The sequence below is a fragment of the Mesorhizobium sp. NFR06 genome, from assembly GCF_900115245.1.
Lineage (GTDB): Bacteria > Pseudomonadota > Alphaproteobacteria > Rhizobiales > Rhizobiaceae > Mesorhizobium.
Window position 1 is genome coordinate 1 of sequence record NZ_FOVT01000030.1, and the last position, 16781, is coordinate 16781.

Consider the following 16781-nt stretch of genomic DNA (forward strand, 5'->3'; position numbering starts at 1 on the left):
CGATGACGATAAAGCTCAAGCATCTCCTCGATCGCTTCCGCAGGCACCCGACGCGTCGAAATCTTGCCCAAACGCCGGTCGAGCAACCCTGCTTCCCCAGCCTCTTCGTAACGGTCACGGTAGCGGCGAAATTGCCGCTCCGACATGCCCAGCAACTCGCCTGCCTCCATCATCGAAAGATCGCCGCCATTCCAGCGGCTAAGTACGTCCCGAAACTTCTGCATTCTCCGGCCCTGTAGCCATGCTGTCCGTCTCATCCCCAGCCTCCATGGGCTGGCAATAAAACCGGACAACTCACGTGCTACCTAATCCGGACAACTCATCTGCTTACGACACGCTGTTGCCAAAAACATTGCGAAAATGTGAGGGAGCGTTTATACAGGCCGCGAATTTCCCATTTTGGTGGCTCTAAAACCACCGCCCGCGCGGGAACGCGGGCGAACGAGAAGGATTTTTGATATGGCCAATTCGCTGCTGATGCCCAAGGCGACCGCCGTCTGGCTCGTCGACAACACCGCGCTCTCCTTCGAGCAGATCGCCCAGTTCTGCGGGCTCCATCCGCTGGAGGTCAAGGCGATCGCCGACGGCGAGTCGGCACAGGGCATCAAGGGCATGGACCCGATCATCACCGGACAGCTGACGCGTGACGAGATCGCGCGCGGCGAGAAGGACGTCAACCACCGGCTGAAGCTGTCGGAGCCGAAGGTGCGGGTGCCGGAATCGAAGCGCAAGGGCCCGCGCTATACGCCGCTGTCGAAGCGCCAGGACCGGCCGAACGCCATCCTGTGGCTGGTGCGCAACCATCCCGAGCTCAAGGATGCGCAGATCGCGCGCCTCGTCGGCACCACCAAGTCGACGATCGAGCAGATCCGCGAGCGCAAGCACTGGAATTCGGCCAATCTGCAGCCGATGGATCCGGTAACGCTCGGCCTCACCTCGCAGATCGACCTCGACCTCGAAGTCAACCGCGCCTCGCGCGGCCGCGAACCGGCACAGCCCGTTGGCGACACGCTGCTGCCTGCGGCACTCACCGAACGGCTGGTGCCCGCCCCCGAGAAGCCGAAGGACGAGGATCAGGAACTCGACGCCAACGCCGTCTTCGCCAAGCTTTCGGCCTTGAAGTCGAAGGACAAGAACGAGGACGAAGAATAAGCGTCTCGAAATTCAACAAAAAAGCCCGCTTCGAGCGGGCTTTTTTTTGTTGGACGACGGCTCGGCAGGAGGTCAGGTCCGCGCGGCGCGGTCAGGCGCCATGCCGTAATCCTCACTGCGCTCGACGGCGCGGTAGAAATCGGCAAGCTGCTTGCCGCGTTCCGGCTTGAAGATGCGGCCGGCGATGACGACCGAGGCGATGCGGTCGATGCGGAAAGCGCGGAAATCGTTGCGCATCTCGCACCAGGCCACCAAGGTCCAGACCTTGCCCCAGAACCACAGGCCGAGCGGCCTGATGTCGCGCGCGGTGTTGCGACCGGCCTCGTCGGAATAGTCGATGGTCAGCACCTGGCGTTTCTCGACGGCGCGCTCGATGAGGTCGATCGCTTCGCGCGCCGCGTCGCTCACCACCCACATCGGGGTGTGGATCTCGGTGCGGGCGATACGGTCCTTCTCGGTGTCGGGCAGCACGGCGCCGATCTTGACCAGCGCTTCGTCGGCGGCCCTTGCCATCGCGGCGCCGCCAAAGGCGCGCACCATGCGGGCACCGGCAACCAGCGCGACGATCTCGTCACGCGTGAACATGAGCGGCGGAAGGTCGAAACCCTCCCTCATCATGTAGCCGACGCCGGCCTCGCCGTCGATCGGCACACCGGTCGACTGCAGGTCGGCAATGTCGCGGTAAATGGTCCGCTCGGAAACCTCGAGCCATGTGCCGAGCTTCTGCGCGGTGACCAGCCGGCCACCCCGCAAATGCTGCACGATCTGGAAAAGTCTGTCGGCGCGGCGCATCGATTTCTCCCCCGGGGTTTATGGCTTCAGCCCTTCGCGCTTACGCTGCGCGGCAACGAATTTCGCCCCGAAGGACAGTCTGCCCGTGGGCGGCGTCTCTGCGTTCAATACCCGCCAGAAGGGCGCGACATCGCCCAACGCCATGCCGCGCCCGAGATCCTCATGCGCGGCCTCGGCGACCGTGCGCAGATGATAGCCGATCGTCAGCGGACATGTCACCTCGGCGCCATGCTCGATGGCCAGAGCCGTACGCAGCGCGCGCACATCCATTTCCACCCCTTCAGGGATCGAGCGGATGAAGTCGTCGACCTGACGGGCGGTCGGCACCAGCATCGACTGGCCCTCAACGACATCGCCGACGCTGCGCGGCGACGGCTTGATGCCGTTGATGCCCGGCGTGTTCAGCCTATCGTTCCAGCTTTTCACCATGCGAAAACCGCTCTCATGGACGAACAGTAATCGTCGCCTTCAGGGTCGGAGCCGCTTTGAATACCGCAAGCCTCCTGACAACATACTGTCAGGAGGCTGCGGCAGGGCGGCCAGGGAGGACGGCGGCAACTTTCCCGAAACTCGTTGTTTCCCATCGTCGTTACATCTGGGCCTGGCTTGGTCGCTATCCAAGTCGGACCCTTGAAAATTTCACTGCCCGCGCACGCGGCCGTCATAAAGATCCGGCCAGCCGATGTCCTTGCGGATGTCCGCCGGCAAAGTGTTCAAGAAACGCTGCGTGCGGATTTCGTTGCGCACCGTGCGGATCTTGCCGACATAATTCTGTACGCTGCGCAGGATGGTGTAACCGTTCATGACCAGACTCCTCTCTTTTGGTGAGAAGAGTATCTCACACCCCTCCTGACAGCAGTCTGTCAGGAGCCTGGCAGGTGCCTCGAGAAAGCGCGGCGAGGCCCGGCGAGGCGCTCTGGCCGACCGGGCTTCTGTCAGGAGTGCAGGCCGCCAAGCCGGCACGAGAAACCGCTTTGACAGGCGCCGGCATTGCTGGTCAAAGGCGGCATGACGAAACTGCTTGCCCTTGTCATCATCGGCATCATGCTGATCCAGGTCATCAAGCCGCTCGGCTGGCCCGGATTGAAGCGGCGCGGCGACTTCTGGAGGCTGGCGCTGCTGGCCATGGCGGCGATCTCGCTGGCTGCCGTTCTCGGACATTGGGCTTGAGGCGCCTTGAGATTCAGGCCGGCGCCTCAATCTCGAGGCACCTCAAACCGGACTCGACCTTTCGTCGCTCAGCACGAACTCGACCAGATGTTCCGCCCAGGCGCGATAGCCTGCTTCCGAGGCGTGGAAGCCATCGGAGGCGAAGCCGGCCTCGGGATTGGTGATCGGCAGGCGCGCTGCGGCGATTGCGCCGGGCTCGTTGCAGAGCCGCTCGCCCATGCGGTTCATCCGCGTGGCGCGGATCTCGAGGATCTTGCCGAGCAGCGGCGGCATTGCCGGGGCACGGGTGAATTCCAGCACCGGCGACCACACCACGCGCGCTTCCGGCCATTTGGCGCGCAGCGCGTAGAGCAGGCCGCCGAACTCCTTCTTGAAGCGCGGCACGGCGTGAAAGTTCTTGGTGTCGTTGGTGCCGATGGCAAGAACGATATGCGTCCACGGCTCGGCCGACAGGTTGGGCAGGACGTAGTCGCGGATCTGGCCGGACGTCGCCGAATTGAAGCCGGCGGCGCGCCAGTGCACGCTGCGGCCGGTGCGCCCGGCGATCAGCCCGGCAAGCTGCGCGGCAAGGCCATGTTGCGATTGTTCGATGCCGACCGAGGCGGCGGAGGAGTCGCCCAGCACCAGCAGAGCGAACGCCGGCGCCTGACCAGGTATTTCATGCAGGACCGGACCCCGCGCGGGCAGCATGCGCGTGGTGCGGCGGCGCACGCCAAGGCCCTGCCAGACATAGAGCGGGAAAGCGAGCCAGGTGAGAAGGGCGAGCAGGTGCTGCATGGCGATCTCCGTTAGCGTAGCCGCAAGTCATTAGCGCATGTCGCGGCCGAGATGAACGGGGGGCCGATCACGCGCGGCAGTCCGGCCGGCCCTCTGCCTTGTCCTGATACTCGTCGTGGAGGCGCACCCAATCCATCAGGCCATGATAGGGGCCGGTCTCGTCGCGGCCCTTCGGCGTCATGTCGAGATAGTGATAGGCGCCGATCAGCGCGTCGCCACCGCGGGCGCGCGACATGAAGGTGAGGAAGATGTCGCCGCACTCGTTGCGATAGAAGACGCTGGCGCCGGGCAGATCCTTCGATTTCAGAGGGCGCTTCTCGAAATTATAGGTGGTTTCGCCCGCGGCGATCTGCTTGTCGGTGAAGGAGACCTGCAGGTCGAAGTTGAAATCCGACGCGTAGGACGACACCCAGTCGAACTTCCAGCCCATGCGCTGCTTGTAAGGCAGGATCTCGGCCAGCGGCGCGCGTGCGACGACGACCAGCGAGACGTCATGATGCTTCAGATGCTGGTTTGCGCCGTCGATGTGGTCGACGAGGAACGAGCAGCCCTCGCAACGGTGGTGGGAGCCCGGCGTCATCATGAAATGATAGATGATGAGCTGGCTCTTGCCGGCGAACAGTTCGGCAAGGCGCTTCGGTCCCTCTTCGCTCTCGAAGACATAATCCTTGCGCAGCTTGAGCCAGGGCAGCCGCCGCCGTTCCGCGGCGATGAGGTCGCGAAACCGTGTCAGCTCCTTCTCGCGCTCCAGGTGCTTTCGGTGCGCCTCGAACCAGTCTTCGCGCGAAACCACGGCATTGCGTTGCATGACCATCTCCTGTCCTCTCCTGCCAAGGACGTTCGACATCGGCGCGATCCGACATGGCCGCCGTTCTCGTCGCATCAGGTGGGAATGCGGCCCGCAAAAAACAAAACCCGGGCCGCGGCCCGGGTTTTCAGTCGCCGGAAGGCGATGGCGTCAGGCGGCTTTTTCCAGCGCCGGCTGCCATTTTCCGAGCGCCGCCAGATGGTTCATGTGGGCGCGATGGGTGAAGGCGGCCTGGGCGGCGGCGACGTTCGAGGCCTTGCCGCTCCATGCCTTCTGCGGCGCGGCCTGCAGCGCGCGGCCATAGGAGAAGGTGAGCTTCCAGGGGTGCGGGCCGAATGCGTTGATGGCGTTGAGGTTGGCGGTCGCCTCCTCGTCCTCCTGACCGCCGGAGAGGAAGGCAATGCCGGGCACTGCCGCCGGCACCACCTCGCGGAACAGCTTTATCGTCTTTTCGGCGATTTCCTCGGGGCTGTCGGTCTTGCCGGATTTCTTGCCGGAGATCACCATGTTGGGCTTCAGGATCGAGCCTTCCAGCACGACGCGCGCCGCGTAAAGTTCGTCATAGAGCTTGACCAGCGTCGCCTTCGAGACGTCGTAGCAGGTATCGATCGAATGGGCGCCGTCCATCAGCACTTCCGGCTCGACGATCGGCACGATGCCGGCCTCCTGGCAAAGGGCGGCATAGCGGGCCAACGCATGGGTATTCGAGCTGATCGAATTGGCCGACGGCACGCCCTTGCCGGTGTCGATATCGATCACCGCGCGCCATTTGGCGAAGCGGGCGCCGAGCTTGTAATAATCGGCGAGCCGCTCGCGCAGACCGTCGAGACCCTCGGTGATGGTGTCACCGGGGAAGCCGGCCAGAGGCTTGGCGCCGAGATCGACCTTGATGCCGGGAATGGCGCCGGCGGCCTTGATGATGTCGACCAGCGGCGTGCCGTCGGCCGCCTTCTGGCGGATGGTCTCGTCATAGAGGATGACGCCCGAGATGTACTTGGTCATCGCCTCCTTGGCGCGGAACATCATCTCGCGGTAGTCGCGCCGGTTGTCGGCGGTCGATTCGACGCCGATGACGTCGAAGCGCTTCTTGATGGTGCCGGAGCTCTCATCGGCAGCCAAAAGGCCCTTGCCGCCGGCCGCGATCGCGGTGGCGATATCTTCGAGACGTTCGCTCATGGGTGCTCTCCTACGGTACGTTTGTTCCGCGCTAGCAGAACACTACCGCCAAAGGAATGACGCCGAAAAGCTAGAATCGATTGAATGCCGCGCGGGCTTTGCCTGGACTCGGACCGTTTACCGCTTCAGCACCTCGACGCCGGGCAGCGGCTTGCCTTCCATCCATTCGAGGAAGGCGCCGCCGGCGGTCGAGACATAGGTGAAGTCGTCGGCGACGCCGGCATGGTTGAGCGCGGCCACCGTGTCGCCGCCGCCGGCGACCGAGATCAGCTTGCCCTCCCTGGTGCGGGCAGCCGCATGCTTGGCCGCCGCCACCGTGGCGCGGTCGAAGGGCTCGATCTCGAAGGCGCCGAGCGGGCCGTTCCAGACCAGTGTCGCGGCGCGGTCGATCCACTCATTGACGCTCTTGACGGTCTTTGCGCCGACGTCGAGGACCATGCCGTCGGCCGGCACGTCCGAGATGGCAACGGTCTCGCTGGCAGCACCCGCCTTGAATTCCTTGGCCACCACGCCGTCGATGGGCAGGATGATGGCGCAGCCGGCTTCCGCCGCCTCGATCATGATCTGCTTGGCGGTGCCGGCAAGGTCATGTTCGCACAGCGACTTGCCGACATCGGTGCCGCGCGCGGCAAGAAAGGTGTTGGCCATGCCGCCGCCGATCACCAGCGCGTCGACCTTCTTCACCAGGTTCATCAACAGGTCGATCTTGCTCGAGACCTTGGCGCCGCCGACGATGGCGACGACCGGCCGAACCGGGTTGCCGAGGCCCTTTTCCAGCGCATCGAGCTCGGCCTGCATGGTGCGGCCGGCATAGGCGGGCAGCCGGTGCGCCAGGCCCTCCGTCGAGGCGTGCGCGCGGTGCGCGGCGGAAAAGGCATCGTTGACATAGATGTCGCCATTGGCGGCGAGCTTTTCGGTGAAGGCCGGCTCGTTCTTCTCCTCGGCCTTGTAGAAGCGGGTGTTTTCGAGCAGCAGGACGTCACCGTCCTTCATGGCGGCGACGGCTTCGGCGGCCTTGTCGCCGACGCAGTCGGCAGCGAAGCCGACGGGGCGTCCAAGCACGTGTGCTGTGGCCTCGGCGATCGGCTCCAGCGAGAACTCGGCCGAAGGGCCGTCCTTGGGACGGCCGAAATGCGCGAGCAGGATGACCTTGGCGCCCTTCTTCGAAAGCTCGGCGATGGTCGGCGCGATGCGCTCGATGCGGGTGGCGTCGGTGACCTTGCCGTCGGCGACGGGAACGTTGAGGTCGACGCGCACCAGGACGCGCTTGCCGCCGACGGCGCCGATATCATCGAGTGTCTTGAAGCCGGCCATGATGGTTCCTTTCCGCGAAAAACGCGGGGACCTTACCCGGCACCGGCGACGATGCAAGGCCTGCATTGAGGCGGGCGCGCAAAAATGATGTCGTCGTGTGACGTCAGCTTTCGTTTGCTGCTTTTTGCGCCGCGGGCTCGGGCGGCGGAGCATCCTCGGCCCGGGCTTCCACCGCAGAGGCTCCCGCTTCTGCCGGTTTGCGCCACTTGCGGATGAAGGCGACGACGCGGTCGGCGATTTCACCGGCGCTGAGGAAGACCGGCACACGCGCCACCGGCGCGGTCGGCTCGAAGGACAGTCCAAGGCCGGTGATCCTGCCTTTTTCGTCGACATCGCGAACGATCAGCTCGATCGGGCCGATCATCACGCGGTCGGCATATTCGGCGTGGCCGGCAAGCCGCTCTGTAACCAGCTCGGCGACGGTGAGTTTCTGCTCGGCCTCAGTGAGACCGGGCGCATAGGCGGCTTCCAGCTCCGCCGCCGAGCGGGCCGGATCGACGGCGAAGGCGCCGAAGAAGTCGGCATCCTCGGGGTCGACCACGGCGCGGCTGGCGAACAGCTTGTCGAGCAGGCGCGGGTAGCGGTCCGGCACGAAGATGTAGACCTGGTCGCCGGTGGCCAGCCGACCCATGTCCTGGAAGCGCATCGAGCGGCCGTCGCGCAGCACCAGCGAGGGCCTTGCCCAGCGCGGGATGCGCTCGCCGCGCGCCACCGGGCTGCCTGGCGCCACGCGATAGGCGAGCAGTTCGTGGTGGGCCGAGCCCGGCAGTTCGAGCTCGACCTTGTCGAGTGGTCCCAGACGGGCAGGCACGATCAGGCCGAGGCGGCGCGCCAGCGGCCCGACGGTCCAGCCCTGCACGACCAGGGACACGAGCACGATGATGAAGGCGGCGTTGAAGATCAGCCGGCCATGTTCGAGGCCGCCGAGCAGCGGCGTGATGGCGAGCAGGATCGAGACCGCGCCGCGCAGGCCGACCCAGGAGACAAAGGCGACCTCGGGGCGCGGCAGGCGGAACGGGATCAGGCAAAGCCAGACGGCGACCGGCCGCGCGACGAAGATCAGGAACAGCCCGAGCAGGACCGCGGGCACCAGGATCGCCGGGAACTGCGAGGGCGTGGCGAACAGGCCGAGGATCAGGAACATGATGATCTGCGCCAGCCACGACATGCCGTCCTGGAAGCGCTTCAGGATGGTGACGGCGCGGATGTCGGAATTGCCGGCGATGAGGCCGGCAAGATAGACGGCGAGGAAGCCCGAGCCGCCAATGGCGCCGGCGGCGGCAAACACCATCAGCGAGAGGGTCAGCACGAAGATCGGCAGCAGGCCGTGGTCGAGGTTCAGTCGCTCGACCAGACGCACGATGCCAAAGCCGCCGAGCACGCCGACAATGGCGCCGAGCCCCATATTGACAAGAAAACCGAGCAGCAGGCTGGTGGCCAGCACGTTGGCTTCCGGGTTGGCGTGCGCGGCGATGATCTCGACCAGGGTGATGGTGAGGAAGATGGCGATCGGGTCATTGGTGCCGGATTCCACCTCGAGTGTCGAACGCACGCGCTCGCGCAGATGGATTTCGCCGGCGCGCAGCAGGAAGAACACGGCGGCCGCGTCGGTCGAGGCGACGGCGGCGCCAAGCAGCGAGGATTCCAGCCAGCTGAGCTTGAGAAAATAGGAAGCGGCGACGCTGAAGATGCCGGTCGTCAGGATGACGCCGATCGTGGCCAGCGACAGCGCCGGCCCGGCCGCTTGCCGCAGCGCGTTCAGCGGCGTGCCGAAACCGGAATCGAACAGGATGATGGCCAAGGCCAGTGAGCCGGCAAAATACGCCAGCCGCGCATTGTCGAACTCGATGCCGAGGCCATCGACGCCGGTGGCAAGTCCGATGCAGAGGAAGAGGAGCAGCAGGGGAGCGCCGAAGCGGAAGGCGATCAGGCTCGAAAACGCGGCGGCGACAATGAGCGCCGTGCCGACCAGCGTCACGAGATAGATCGCATGCTCCATCCGCTAGTGCCCCTCCAATCCCTCTATCTGTCGCTTTACCGGAGAGTGGGGCGAAGACATGACCAGCGCAAGGCGACGGCGTGGTTTTTGGCGCAGCCGGCCAATAAAAACGCCCGGCCGAGGCCGGGCGTTTGGATCTGCTTAGCGAGCCTTGGATCAGGCGATGGTCTTGCCGAAGGCGACGGCGGTGTCGCCCATGCGGTTCGAAAAGCCCCACTCGTTGTCGTACCAGGACAGCACCGAGACGAAATTGCCGTCCATCACCTTGGTCTGGTCGAGCGCCACGATCGAGGAATGCGGGTCGTGGTTGAAGTCGATCGACACGTTCGGATGATGGGTGACCGAAAGCACGCCCTTGAGCTTGCCTTTGGAAGCAGCGATGACCGCTTCGTTGATCTCCTGCGCGGTGGTCGAGCGCTTGGCGATGAACTTGAAATCGACGACCGAGACGTTCGGGGTCGGCACGCGGATCGAGATGCCGTCGAGCTTGCCCTTGAGCTCGGGCAGCACGAGGCCGATCGCCTTGGCCGCCCCGGTCGAGGTCGGGATCTGCGAAAGCGCCGCCGCGCGGGCGCGGTAGAGATCCTTGTGCATGGTGTCCAGCGTCGGCTGGTCGCCGGTGTAGGAGTGGATCGTCGTCATCATGCCCTTCTCGATGCCTACGGTCTCGTGCAGCACCGCCGCCAGCGGCGCCAGGCAGTTGGTGGTGCAGGACGCGTTCGAGATGACGATGTGGTCTTTGGTCAGCTTGTCGTGGTTGATGCCGTAGACGACGGTGAGATCAGCGCCTTCGGCCGGCGCCGAAACGAGGACGCGCTTGGCGCCGGCGGTGAGGTGCGCGGCAGCCTTGTCGCGGGCAGTGAAAATGCCGGTGCATTCGAGCGCGATGTCGACGCCGAGTTCCTTCCATGGCAGCTGGGTCGGATCCTTGATCGCGGTGACCTTGAACTTCTCGGTGCCGACCGAGATCTGGTCGCCGTCGACGGTCACCTCATGCGGAAAGCGGCCGTGCACGCTGTCATAACGCAGCAGATGCGCGTTGGTCTCGACCGGCCCGAGATCGTTGACGGCGACGACCTCGATGTCCTTGCGGCCGGATTCGTGGATGGCGCGCAGGATGTTGCGGCCGATACGGCCAAATCCATTGATGGCAACTCTGACGGTCATTGTTCTCTCCCTTGGGGGCTGGAAAGCGGATGGGTCCGCAGCTTCATAACGGCGGATGGCGCAAGAATCCAGCCGCAGGAGGTTGAATCTAAATCGATTAGGTTGGTCCAGCCCGGCAAAACCGTTAATCGGCGCTGCCGGGCCCGAGCCAATTCCTACCTGCCGTGCAGACGGGCTTCGACCGCATTTGCCGCGGCCTCGGCGGTGATGCCGAAATGCGGATAGAGCTGTTCGATCGACCCCGACGCGCCGAAGCCGTGCATGCCGACGAAGATGCCGTCGGTGCCGATCAGGTGATCCCAGCCCTGGCGGATGCCAGCCTCGATCGCGACCTTCACCTTGGCGTTGCCGATCGTCTTCTTGCGGTACTCGTCGCTCTGCTGGTCGAACAGCTCGAAGCAGGGCACCGAGACGACGCGGGTCGGATGGCCATGCTTTTCCAGGAGGTCGCGCGCGCCGAGCGCGATCTCGACCTCGGAACCCGTGGCAAAGATCGTCACGACCGCCTCGCCGCTGGCGGCGGCAAGCTCGTAGGCGCCCTGACTGCTCAGGTTCTTGGCGCTGAATTCGGCGCGCACCGTCGGCAGGTTCTGGCGGGTCAGCGCCAGGGTCGACGGCGTCTTTTCGGTTTCGAGCGCGATCTGCCAGCATTCGGCGGTTTCGACCGCATCGGCCGGGCGGAAAACATTGTGGTTCGGAATGGCGCGCAGCGCCGCCAGATGCTCGACCGGCTGGTGCGTCGGGCCGTCCTCGCCGAGACCGATCGAATCATGCGTCATGACGAAGATCGAGCGGATGCCCATCAGCGAGGCCAGGCGCATCGACGGGCGGGCATAGTCAGAGAAGCACAGGAAAGTGCCGCCATAGGCGATCAGGCCGCCATGCAGGGTCAGGCCGTTGATTGCCGCCGCCATGCCGTGCTCGCGGATGCCGTAATGGACATAGCGCTGGCCGTAATCGTCCGGCGTGATGTTCTTGGTCTGGCTGGTCTTGGTGTTGTTGGAGCCGGTGAGATCGGCCGAGCCGCCAACGGTTTCCGGCACCGCGCCATTGATCACTTCCAGCGCCATTTCCGACGACTTGCGGGTGGCGACCTTCGGCTTGTCGGTCGAGAGCTTCTTCTTGTAGTCGGCGATGACGGCATCGAAATTGGACGGCAGCTTGCCCGAGATACGACGTTCGAATTCGCTTCTGAGCTTGGCGTCGGCCTTGGCAAGACGGCCTTCCCAATCGGCGCGCGCCTTGGCGCCGCCGGTGCCGACGGCGCGCCAGGCGCCGAGGATGTCGGCCGGAACCTCGAAGGGCGGCGAGTCCCAATTGAAGAATTTGCGCGCGCCGGCGATTTCCTCGGCGCCGAGCGGCGAGCCGTGCGCCTTGTTGGTGCCGGCCTTGGTCGGGGCGCCGAAGCCGATGGTGGTCTTGCAGGCAATCATCGTCGGCTTGTCGGAATGGCGCGCCGCCTCGATGGCATAGGCGATGGCTTCCGGATCCGTGCCGTCGATGTGGCTGGCGTTCCAACCGGAAGCCTGGAAGCGCGCGACCTGATCGGTGTTGTCGGCAAGCGAGACCGGGCCGTCGATCGAGATGTTGTTGTTGTCCCAGAAGACGATCAGCTTGTTGAGCTTCAGGTGGCCGGCAAGCGCGATGGCTTCCTGGGAAACGCCTTCCATCAGGCAGCCGTCACCGCACAGCACATAGGTGTAGTGGTTGACGAGATCGTTGCCGAAGGCGGCGTTCATGATGCGCTCGCCCAGCGCGAAGCCGACCGAATTGGCAAGGCCCTGGCCGAGCGGGCCGGTGGTGGTCTCGATGCCGGCGGCATGGCCGTGTTCGGGATGGCCGGCGGTCTTGGAACCAAGCTGGCGGAAATTCTTGATCTGGTCGATCGTCATGTCCTCATAGCCGGTCAGGTAGAGGAGCGAGTAAAGCAGCATCGAGCCGTGGCCGGCCGACAGGATGAAGCGGTCGCGGTCAGCCCAGTGCGGGGCCTTGGCGTCGAATTTCAGGAAGCGGCTGAACAGCACCGTGGCGATGTCGGCGCAGCCCATCGGCAGGCCGGGATGGCCTGAATTCGCCTTCTCGACGGCATCCATGGAAAGAAAACGGATCGCGTTCGCCATCCGGTCATGTTGTTCGCGCGAGCTCATGCTTCCTCCGGGGTGGGGGTTGGGGCTTGGGAGTGCCCTGGAAAGGGTGCGCGACACATAGCAGGCGCGGCCCTTGAGTCAACAAATCGGCCGGTTTTTGCCGCGCTTGTGATGCGGTCGGGCGCCGTACATTAGCGATAGCGGGGGACAGTCGCGAGAGCTTTGTTGACGCGCCCTTCACCCGGTGCCTAATCTTTCCGAGGTAACGCGTTCTGAACGCGTGCGATTCGGTGATGGGCAGGGCACAGGACGAAGGCCATGACCGGGGACACGACCCTCAAGGAAGTTATCGCCAGGCTGGGCAAGGCCATGGAAGGCCTCGAAAATGCCGTGGCGGCGCGGCTCGAGCACGAGCGCGATTATTCGGAAGCCGAGGCCGAGGTGCAGCGTATGAACGCCGACCGGTCGCGTCTGGCGCAAGAGCTCGACAATTCCGAAGCGCGCGCCGAACGGCTGGAAGATGCCAACAAGGAAGTGTCGCGCCGGCTGGTGACCGCCATGGAAACCATCCGGGCGGTTCTGGACAGGTAAGGCAATGGCACAGGTCACGGTTTCCATCGACGGCAAGCAGTATCGCATGGCCTGCGACGAGGGACAGGAAGAGCACCTGATCGACCTCGCCGAGCGTTTCGACCGCTATGTCTCGCATCTGAAGGATTCCTTCGGCGAGATCGGCGACCAGCGGCTTACCGTCATGGCCGGCATCATGGTGATGGACGAGCTGTCCGAGCTCACCAAGCGCGTCAAGGGCATGGAGAGCGAGGTTCTGACGCTGCGCAAGACACGCGACGAAGCGCTGACCAAGGCGGACAAGAGCGACAGCGTGCTGACCACGGCGCTCGACGCGCTGGCGCAGCGCATGGAAGATCTCACGGCGACGCTGGCGATAAAGAGAGCCTGAGCGGCGCTACCGATCACGAACGCAGGAAATCCTGCCGCGGATTGTCCGGTGGTCGCGAAAAAATTCGCCCTTCGGCGGCCTTGGCCGCGGCTGTCGGCGTTTCGCCGAAGCCGCGATGGTGCTAGCTTAGCATCCGCGCCGGCCGCACCGGCCACTGTTTCACAAAAAAGGGTAGGGATAGGTCATGAGTCTTCGTATCAACGATATCGCGCCGGATTTCACGGCCGAGACCACGCAGGGCACCATCAAGTTCCACGATTGGATCGGCGACGGCTGGGCGGTGCTGTTCAGCCATCCGAAGAATTTCACGCCGGTCTGCACCACCGAGCTCGGCACCATGGCCGGCCTCGAGGGCGAGTTCAAAAAGCGCAACGTCAAGATCATCGGCATTTCCGTCGATCCGGTGGCGAGCCACGACAAGTGGCAGGCCGACATCAAGACCGCCACCGGCCAGACGGTGAACTACCCGCTGATCGGCGACAAGGATCTGAAGGTCGCCAAGCTTTATGAAATGCTGCCGGCCGGCGCCGGCGAGAGCTCCGAAGGCCGCACGCCGGCCGACAACGCCACCGTGCGTTCGGTCTACGTCATCGGCCCGGACAAGAAGATCAAGCTGGTGCTGACCTATCCGATGACCACAGGCCGCAACTTCGACGAGATCCTGCGCGTCATCGATTCCATCCAGCTCACGGCCAAGCATCAGGTGGCGACGCCTGCGAACTGGAAGCAGGGCGAGGACGTCATCATCACCGCCGCCGTCTCCAACGAGGATGCGATCAAGCGCTTCGGCGCCTACGAGACGGTGCTGCCGTATCTGCGCAAGACCAAGCAGCCGACGGCCTGAGCTTTCCTTCTCCCCTTCTCCCCGTTCAACGGGGAGAAGGTGCCCGAAGGGCGGATGAGGGGCGGCGCGGCATTCCGACAATGAGCGCGCCCCAGCCTCCCAATGTCTCGCTCTGGATGACACCCTCGCAGACTTGGCGCCGCCCCTCATTGCCCTGCCCATCCCTCGCTGCAACTGGGTTGCAGCTACGGAGGGTGGACCGGGCATTTCTCCCCGTATCGTATAGAGACGGGGAGAGAGGGCTGGCATCGCGGCCTTCGCCAATCGCGGGCGTCCAACAAAAAAGGCGGCGCCGAAGCGCCGCCTTTTTCATTGATGCCTTGAGCTTGTTAAGCCGCCGGCTGCGCCTCGATGGTGCGCAGCGCCTGGGTCTGGCGCTTGGCGGCGGCCTTGACCGCGTCCTGCACCTTCTCGAAGGCGCGCACCTCGATCTGGCGCACGCGCTCGCGGCTGATGTCGAACTCGGCCGACAGCTCTTCCAGCGTCAGCGGCTCTTCGGCAAGGCGACGCGCCTCGAAGATGCGCCGCTCGCGCTCGTTAAGCACCGACAGGGCGCCGGAGAGCATGGCGCGCCGGTTTTCCAGCTCGTCCTGCTCGATCAGCATCTCTTCCTGGCTTTCGTGGTCGTCGACCAGCCAGTCCTGCCATTCGCCGGACTCGCCCTCGCTCGCCCGGATCGGAGCGTTGAGCGAAGCGTCGCCCGACAGGCGGCGGTTCATCGACACCACTTCGGCCTCGGAGACGTTGAGGCGGGTGGCGATCTCGGCGATCTGGTCGGGCTTCAAGTCGCCGTCGTCGAGCGCCTGGATCTTGCCCTTCACCTTGCGCAGGTTGAAGAACAGACGCTTCTGGTTGGCGGTGGTGCCCATCTTGACCAGGCTCCACGAGCGCAGGATGTATTCCTGGATCGAGGCCTTGATCCACCACATGGCATAGGTGGCGAGCCGGAAACCACGCTCCGGTTCGAATTTCTTCACGGCCTGCATGAGGCCGACATTGCCTTCCGAGATCACCTCGCCGATCGGCAGGCCGTAGCCGCGATAACCCATGGCGATCTTGGCGACGAGCCGCAAATGGCTGGTGACGAGCTTGTGGGCGGCGGAAGTGTCCTGATGCTCGGCATAACGCTTGGCGAGCATGTACTCTTCCTGCGGCTGAAGCATCGGAAAGCGGCGGATTTCTTCCAGGTAACGGGCGAGACCGCCTTCACCGGAAACGATACTGGGTAATGATTGGGCCATGATAGCGCCCCCTCTCTCTTTGGAGTGGATGCCCCCGAAACGCGGCGGGCATGCGTTGCGGATGTCAAAGGCTCATCCGCGACAACCTCTTTATATAGGAACAAAACCAGAAAAGACAGGCATTTGTTCAACGCTAAACAGTCTGTCACGCTAAAGTGAACAACGCCGGTCAGGTTTTTTGATGGCTGGTTTGCAGCTGGTTCGTGGCGGGTCGATTCAGAGTTTCCGGAAGTCGTTGACGAGTTCCTCCATGTCTCCCGGCATCGGCGCTTCGAACCTCATCGTTAAATGGGTGGCCGGATGCCGGAATTCAAGAAGCCAGGCATGCAGGGCCTGCCGGGGAAAGGCCTTGACCTTGGCTTTCAAGGGTTCGGGCAGCCGGTTGGCCTTGGTCCGGAAGGCCTGCCCGTAATCCGGGTCGCCGATCACGGGGTGGCCGATATGGGCCATGTGGACGCGGATCTGGTGGGTGCGGCCGGTCTCCAGCCGGCATTCGACCAGGCTCGCGCTGGCGAAAACCTGCTGGCCTTCGCCGAAGCGCTCGACAACGCTGAAATGGGTTATGGCGTGGCGGGCGTCGTCGCGGCCCTCGGGAACGACCGCGCGACGGACGCGGTCGGCGGCGCGGCCGAGGGCGGCATCGATGGTGCCGGTCGGCCGCTGCGGAATGCCCCAGACCAGCGCCAGATAGGCGCGCTCGAGATCGCCGGTGCGGCCATGGTCGGCAAAAGATTCGGACAGGGCCTTGTGGGCGCGGTCGGTCTTGGCCACGACCATGACGCCGCTGGTTTCCTTGTCGAGACGGTGGACGATGCCCGGCCGCCTGACGCCACCGATGCCGGACAGGCTGTCGCCGCAATGATGGATCAGCGCGTTGACCAGCGTGCCGGTCCAGTTGCCGGCGCCGGGATGGACGACCAGCCCGGCCGGCTTGTTGATGACGATCAGCTCATCGTCCTCGTAGAGGATGTCGAGCGGAATGCTCTCGCCTTGCGGCGCGGCCGGCTCAGGCTCCGGCATGACGACCGAGACACGCTCGCCGGCCGCCATCTTGCGCTTGGCTTCCTCGACCGGCTTGCCGGCGATCGACACGGCACCCTGCTTGATCAGCGACTGGACGCGGCTGCGCGAGATATCCGGGCCGAGCCGCGCGGCCAGCCATTGGTCGAGACGCTGACCGGCGGCGTCGGCGCCGGCCTCCAGCACGACCGCTTCGCCTTGCTCGGCTTGATCCCCTATCAATATGGAGGTCTCTTCGTTATGAGCGCTCATCGAAACCCGTTGCGGAATGTT

General features: G+C 64.4%; 18 protein-coding genes. 5 read left to right on the forward strand and 13 right to left on the reverse strand.

The window, feature by feature from the left end; translation table 11 throughout:
* On the reverse strand, positions 1-224 hold a 224-nt coding region (locus F3H96_RS29395), incomplete at its 3' end, for a helix-turn-helix domain-containing protein (RefSeq protein ID WP_188131582.1).
* A 235-nt stretch (positions 225-459) separates the two neighbouring features.
* Here F3H96_RS29395 and F3H96_RS29400 point away from each other — a divergent pair.
* Positions 460-1152, forward strand: coding sequence for a DUF1013 domain-containing protein (locus F3H96_RS29400; protein WP_149805143.1), 693 nt, complete (start codon positions 460-462; stop codon positions 1150-1152).
* A gap of 72 nt (positions 1153-1224) precedes the next feature.
* Here the strand turns inward: F3H96_RS29400 and F3H96_RS29405 are convergent, their stop codons facing one another.
* The 3 genes from F3H96_RS29405 to F3H96_RS29415 all read right to left on the reverse strand — a co-directional run bounded on the left by F3H96_RS29405 (position 1225) and on the right by F3H96_RS29415 (position 2748).
* Positions 1225-1944, reverse strand: coding sequence for a YafY family protein (locus F3H96_RS29405; RefSeq protein WP_149805144.1), 720 nt, complete (start codon positions 1942-1944; stop codon positions 1225-1227).
* Positions 1945-1962: 18 nt separating this feature from the next.
* On the reverse strand, positions 1963-2373 hold the full coding sequence (locus F3H96_RS29410; RefSeq protein WP_188131589.1) for a hypothetical protein: 411 nt from the start codon (positions 2371-2373) through the stop codon (positions 1963-1965).
* Positions 2374-2583: 210 nt separating this feature from the next.
* Positions 2584-2748, reverse strand: coding sequence for a hypothetical protein (locus F3H96_RS29415; RefSeq protein WP_149805145.1), 165 nt, complete (start codon positions 2746-2748; stop codon positions 2584-2586).
* A 186-nt stretch (positions 2749-2934) separates the two neighbouring features.
* Here F3H96_RS29415 and F3H96_RS29420 point away from each other — a divergent pair, with 186 nt between their 5' ends.
* The gene (locus F3H96_RS29420; RefSeq protein ID WP_188131590.1) at positions 2935-3114 is read left to right on the forward strand and encodes a hypothetical protein; all 180 of its coding nucleotides are present in this window, start codon (positions 2935-2937) and stop codon (positions 3112-3114) included.
* Between the two features lie 42 nt (positions 3115-3156).
* Here the strand turns inward: F3H96_RS29420 and F3H96_RS29425 are convergent, their stop codons facing one another.
* The 7 genes from F3H96_RS29425 to tkt form a co-directional block, all read right to left on the reverse strand.
* A complete protein-coding gene (locus tag F3H96_RS29425) occupies positions 3157-3891 on the reverse strand; it encodes an SGNH/GDSL hydrolase family protein (RefSeq protein WP_149805146.1) in 735 nt (244 codons plus the stop codon).
* A gap of 67 nt (positions 3892-3958) precedes the next feature.
* Entirely contained in the window at positions 3959-4699 is a 741-nt protein-coding gene (locus F3H96_RS29430; RefSeq protein ID WP_149805147.1) for a thioredoxin family protein, read from the reverse strand.
* A gap of 150 nt (positions 4700-4849) precedes the next feature.
* On the reverse strand, positions 4850-5875 hold the full coding sequence (locus tag F3H96_RS29435) for a class I fructose-bisphosphate aldolase (RefSeq protein ID WP_149805148.1): 1026 nt from the start codon (positions 5873-5875) through the stop codon (positions 4850-4852).
* A 117-nt stretch (positions 5876-5992) separates the two neighbouring features.
* Positions 5993-7189, reverse strand: a complete 1197-nt coding sequence (locus F3H96_RS29440; protein WP_149805149.1) for a phosphoglycerate kinase — start codon at positions 7187-7189, stop codon at positions 5993-5995.
* A gap of 103 nt (positions 7190-7292) precedes the next feature.
* Complete coding sequence (locus F3H96_RS29445) at positions 7293-9188, reverse strand: potassium/proton antiporter (RefSeq protein ID WP_149805150.1); 1896 nt, start codon at positions 9186-9188, stop codon at positions 7293-7295.
* 156 nt (positions 9189-9344) lie between these two features.
* Entirely contained in the window at positions 9345-10355 is a 1011-nt protein-coding gene (gap, locus tag F3H96_RS29450; RefSeq protein ID WP_149805151.1) for a type I glyceraldehyde-3-phosphate dehydrogenase, read from the reverse strand.
* A gap of 155 nt (positions 10356-10510) precedes the next feature.
* Positions 10511-12502: a transketolase gene (gene tkt / locus F3H96_RS29455; RefSeq protein WP_149805152.1), complete on the reverse strand. Its 1992-nt coding sequence runs from the start codon at positions 12500-12502 to the stop codon at positions 10511-10513.
* A 258-nt stretch (positions 12503-12760) separates the two neighbouring features.
* Here tkt and F3H96_RS29460 point away from each other — a divergent pair, with 258 nt between their 5' ends.
* The 3 genes from F3H96_RS29460 (at position 12761) to F3H96_RS29470 (ending at position 14247) form a co-directional block, all read left to right on the forward strand.
* Entirely contained in the window at positions 12761-13033 is a 273-nt protein-coding gene (locus tag F3H96_RS29460; protein WP_149805153.1) for a DUF4164 domain-containing protein, read from the forward strand.
* A gap of 4 nt (positions 13034-13037) precedes the next feature.
* A complete protein-coding gene (locus F3H96_RS29465; protein ID WP_149805154.1) occupies positions 13038-13403 on the forward strand; it encodes a cell division protein ZapA in 366 nt (121 codons plus the stop codon).
* Between the two features lie 184 nt (positions 13404-13587).
* On the forward strand, positions 13588-14247 hold the full coding sequence (locus tag F3H96_RS29470; RefSeq protein ID WP_149805155.1) for a peroxiredoxin: 660 nt from the start codon (positions 13588-13590) through the stop codon (positions 14245-14247).
* 329 nt (positions 14248-14576) lie between these two features.
* Here the strand turns inward: F3H96_RS29470 and rpoH are convergent, their stop codons facing one another.
* Positions 14577-15488: an RNA polymerase sigma factor RpoH gene (gene rpoH, locus F3H96_RS29475; RefSeq protein WP_149805156.1), complete on the reverse strand. Its 912-nt coding sequence runs from the start codon at positions 15486-15488 to the stop codon at positions 14577-14579.
* A gap of 216 nt (positions 15489-15704) precedes the next feature.
* Positions 15705-16760 (reverse strand): RluA family pseudouridine synthase, encoded by a 1056-nt coding sequence (locus F3H96_RS29480; protein WP_149805157.1) that lies wholly within the window; start codon positions 16758-16760, stop codon positions 15705-15707.
* Positions 16761-16781: the final 21 nt, after the last annotated feature.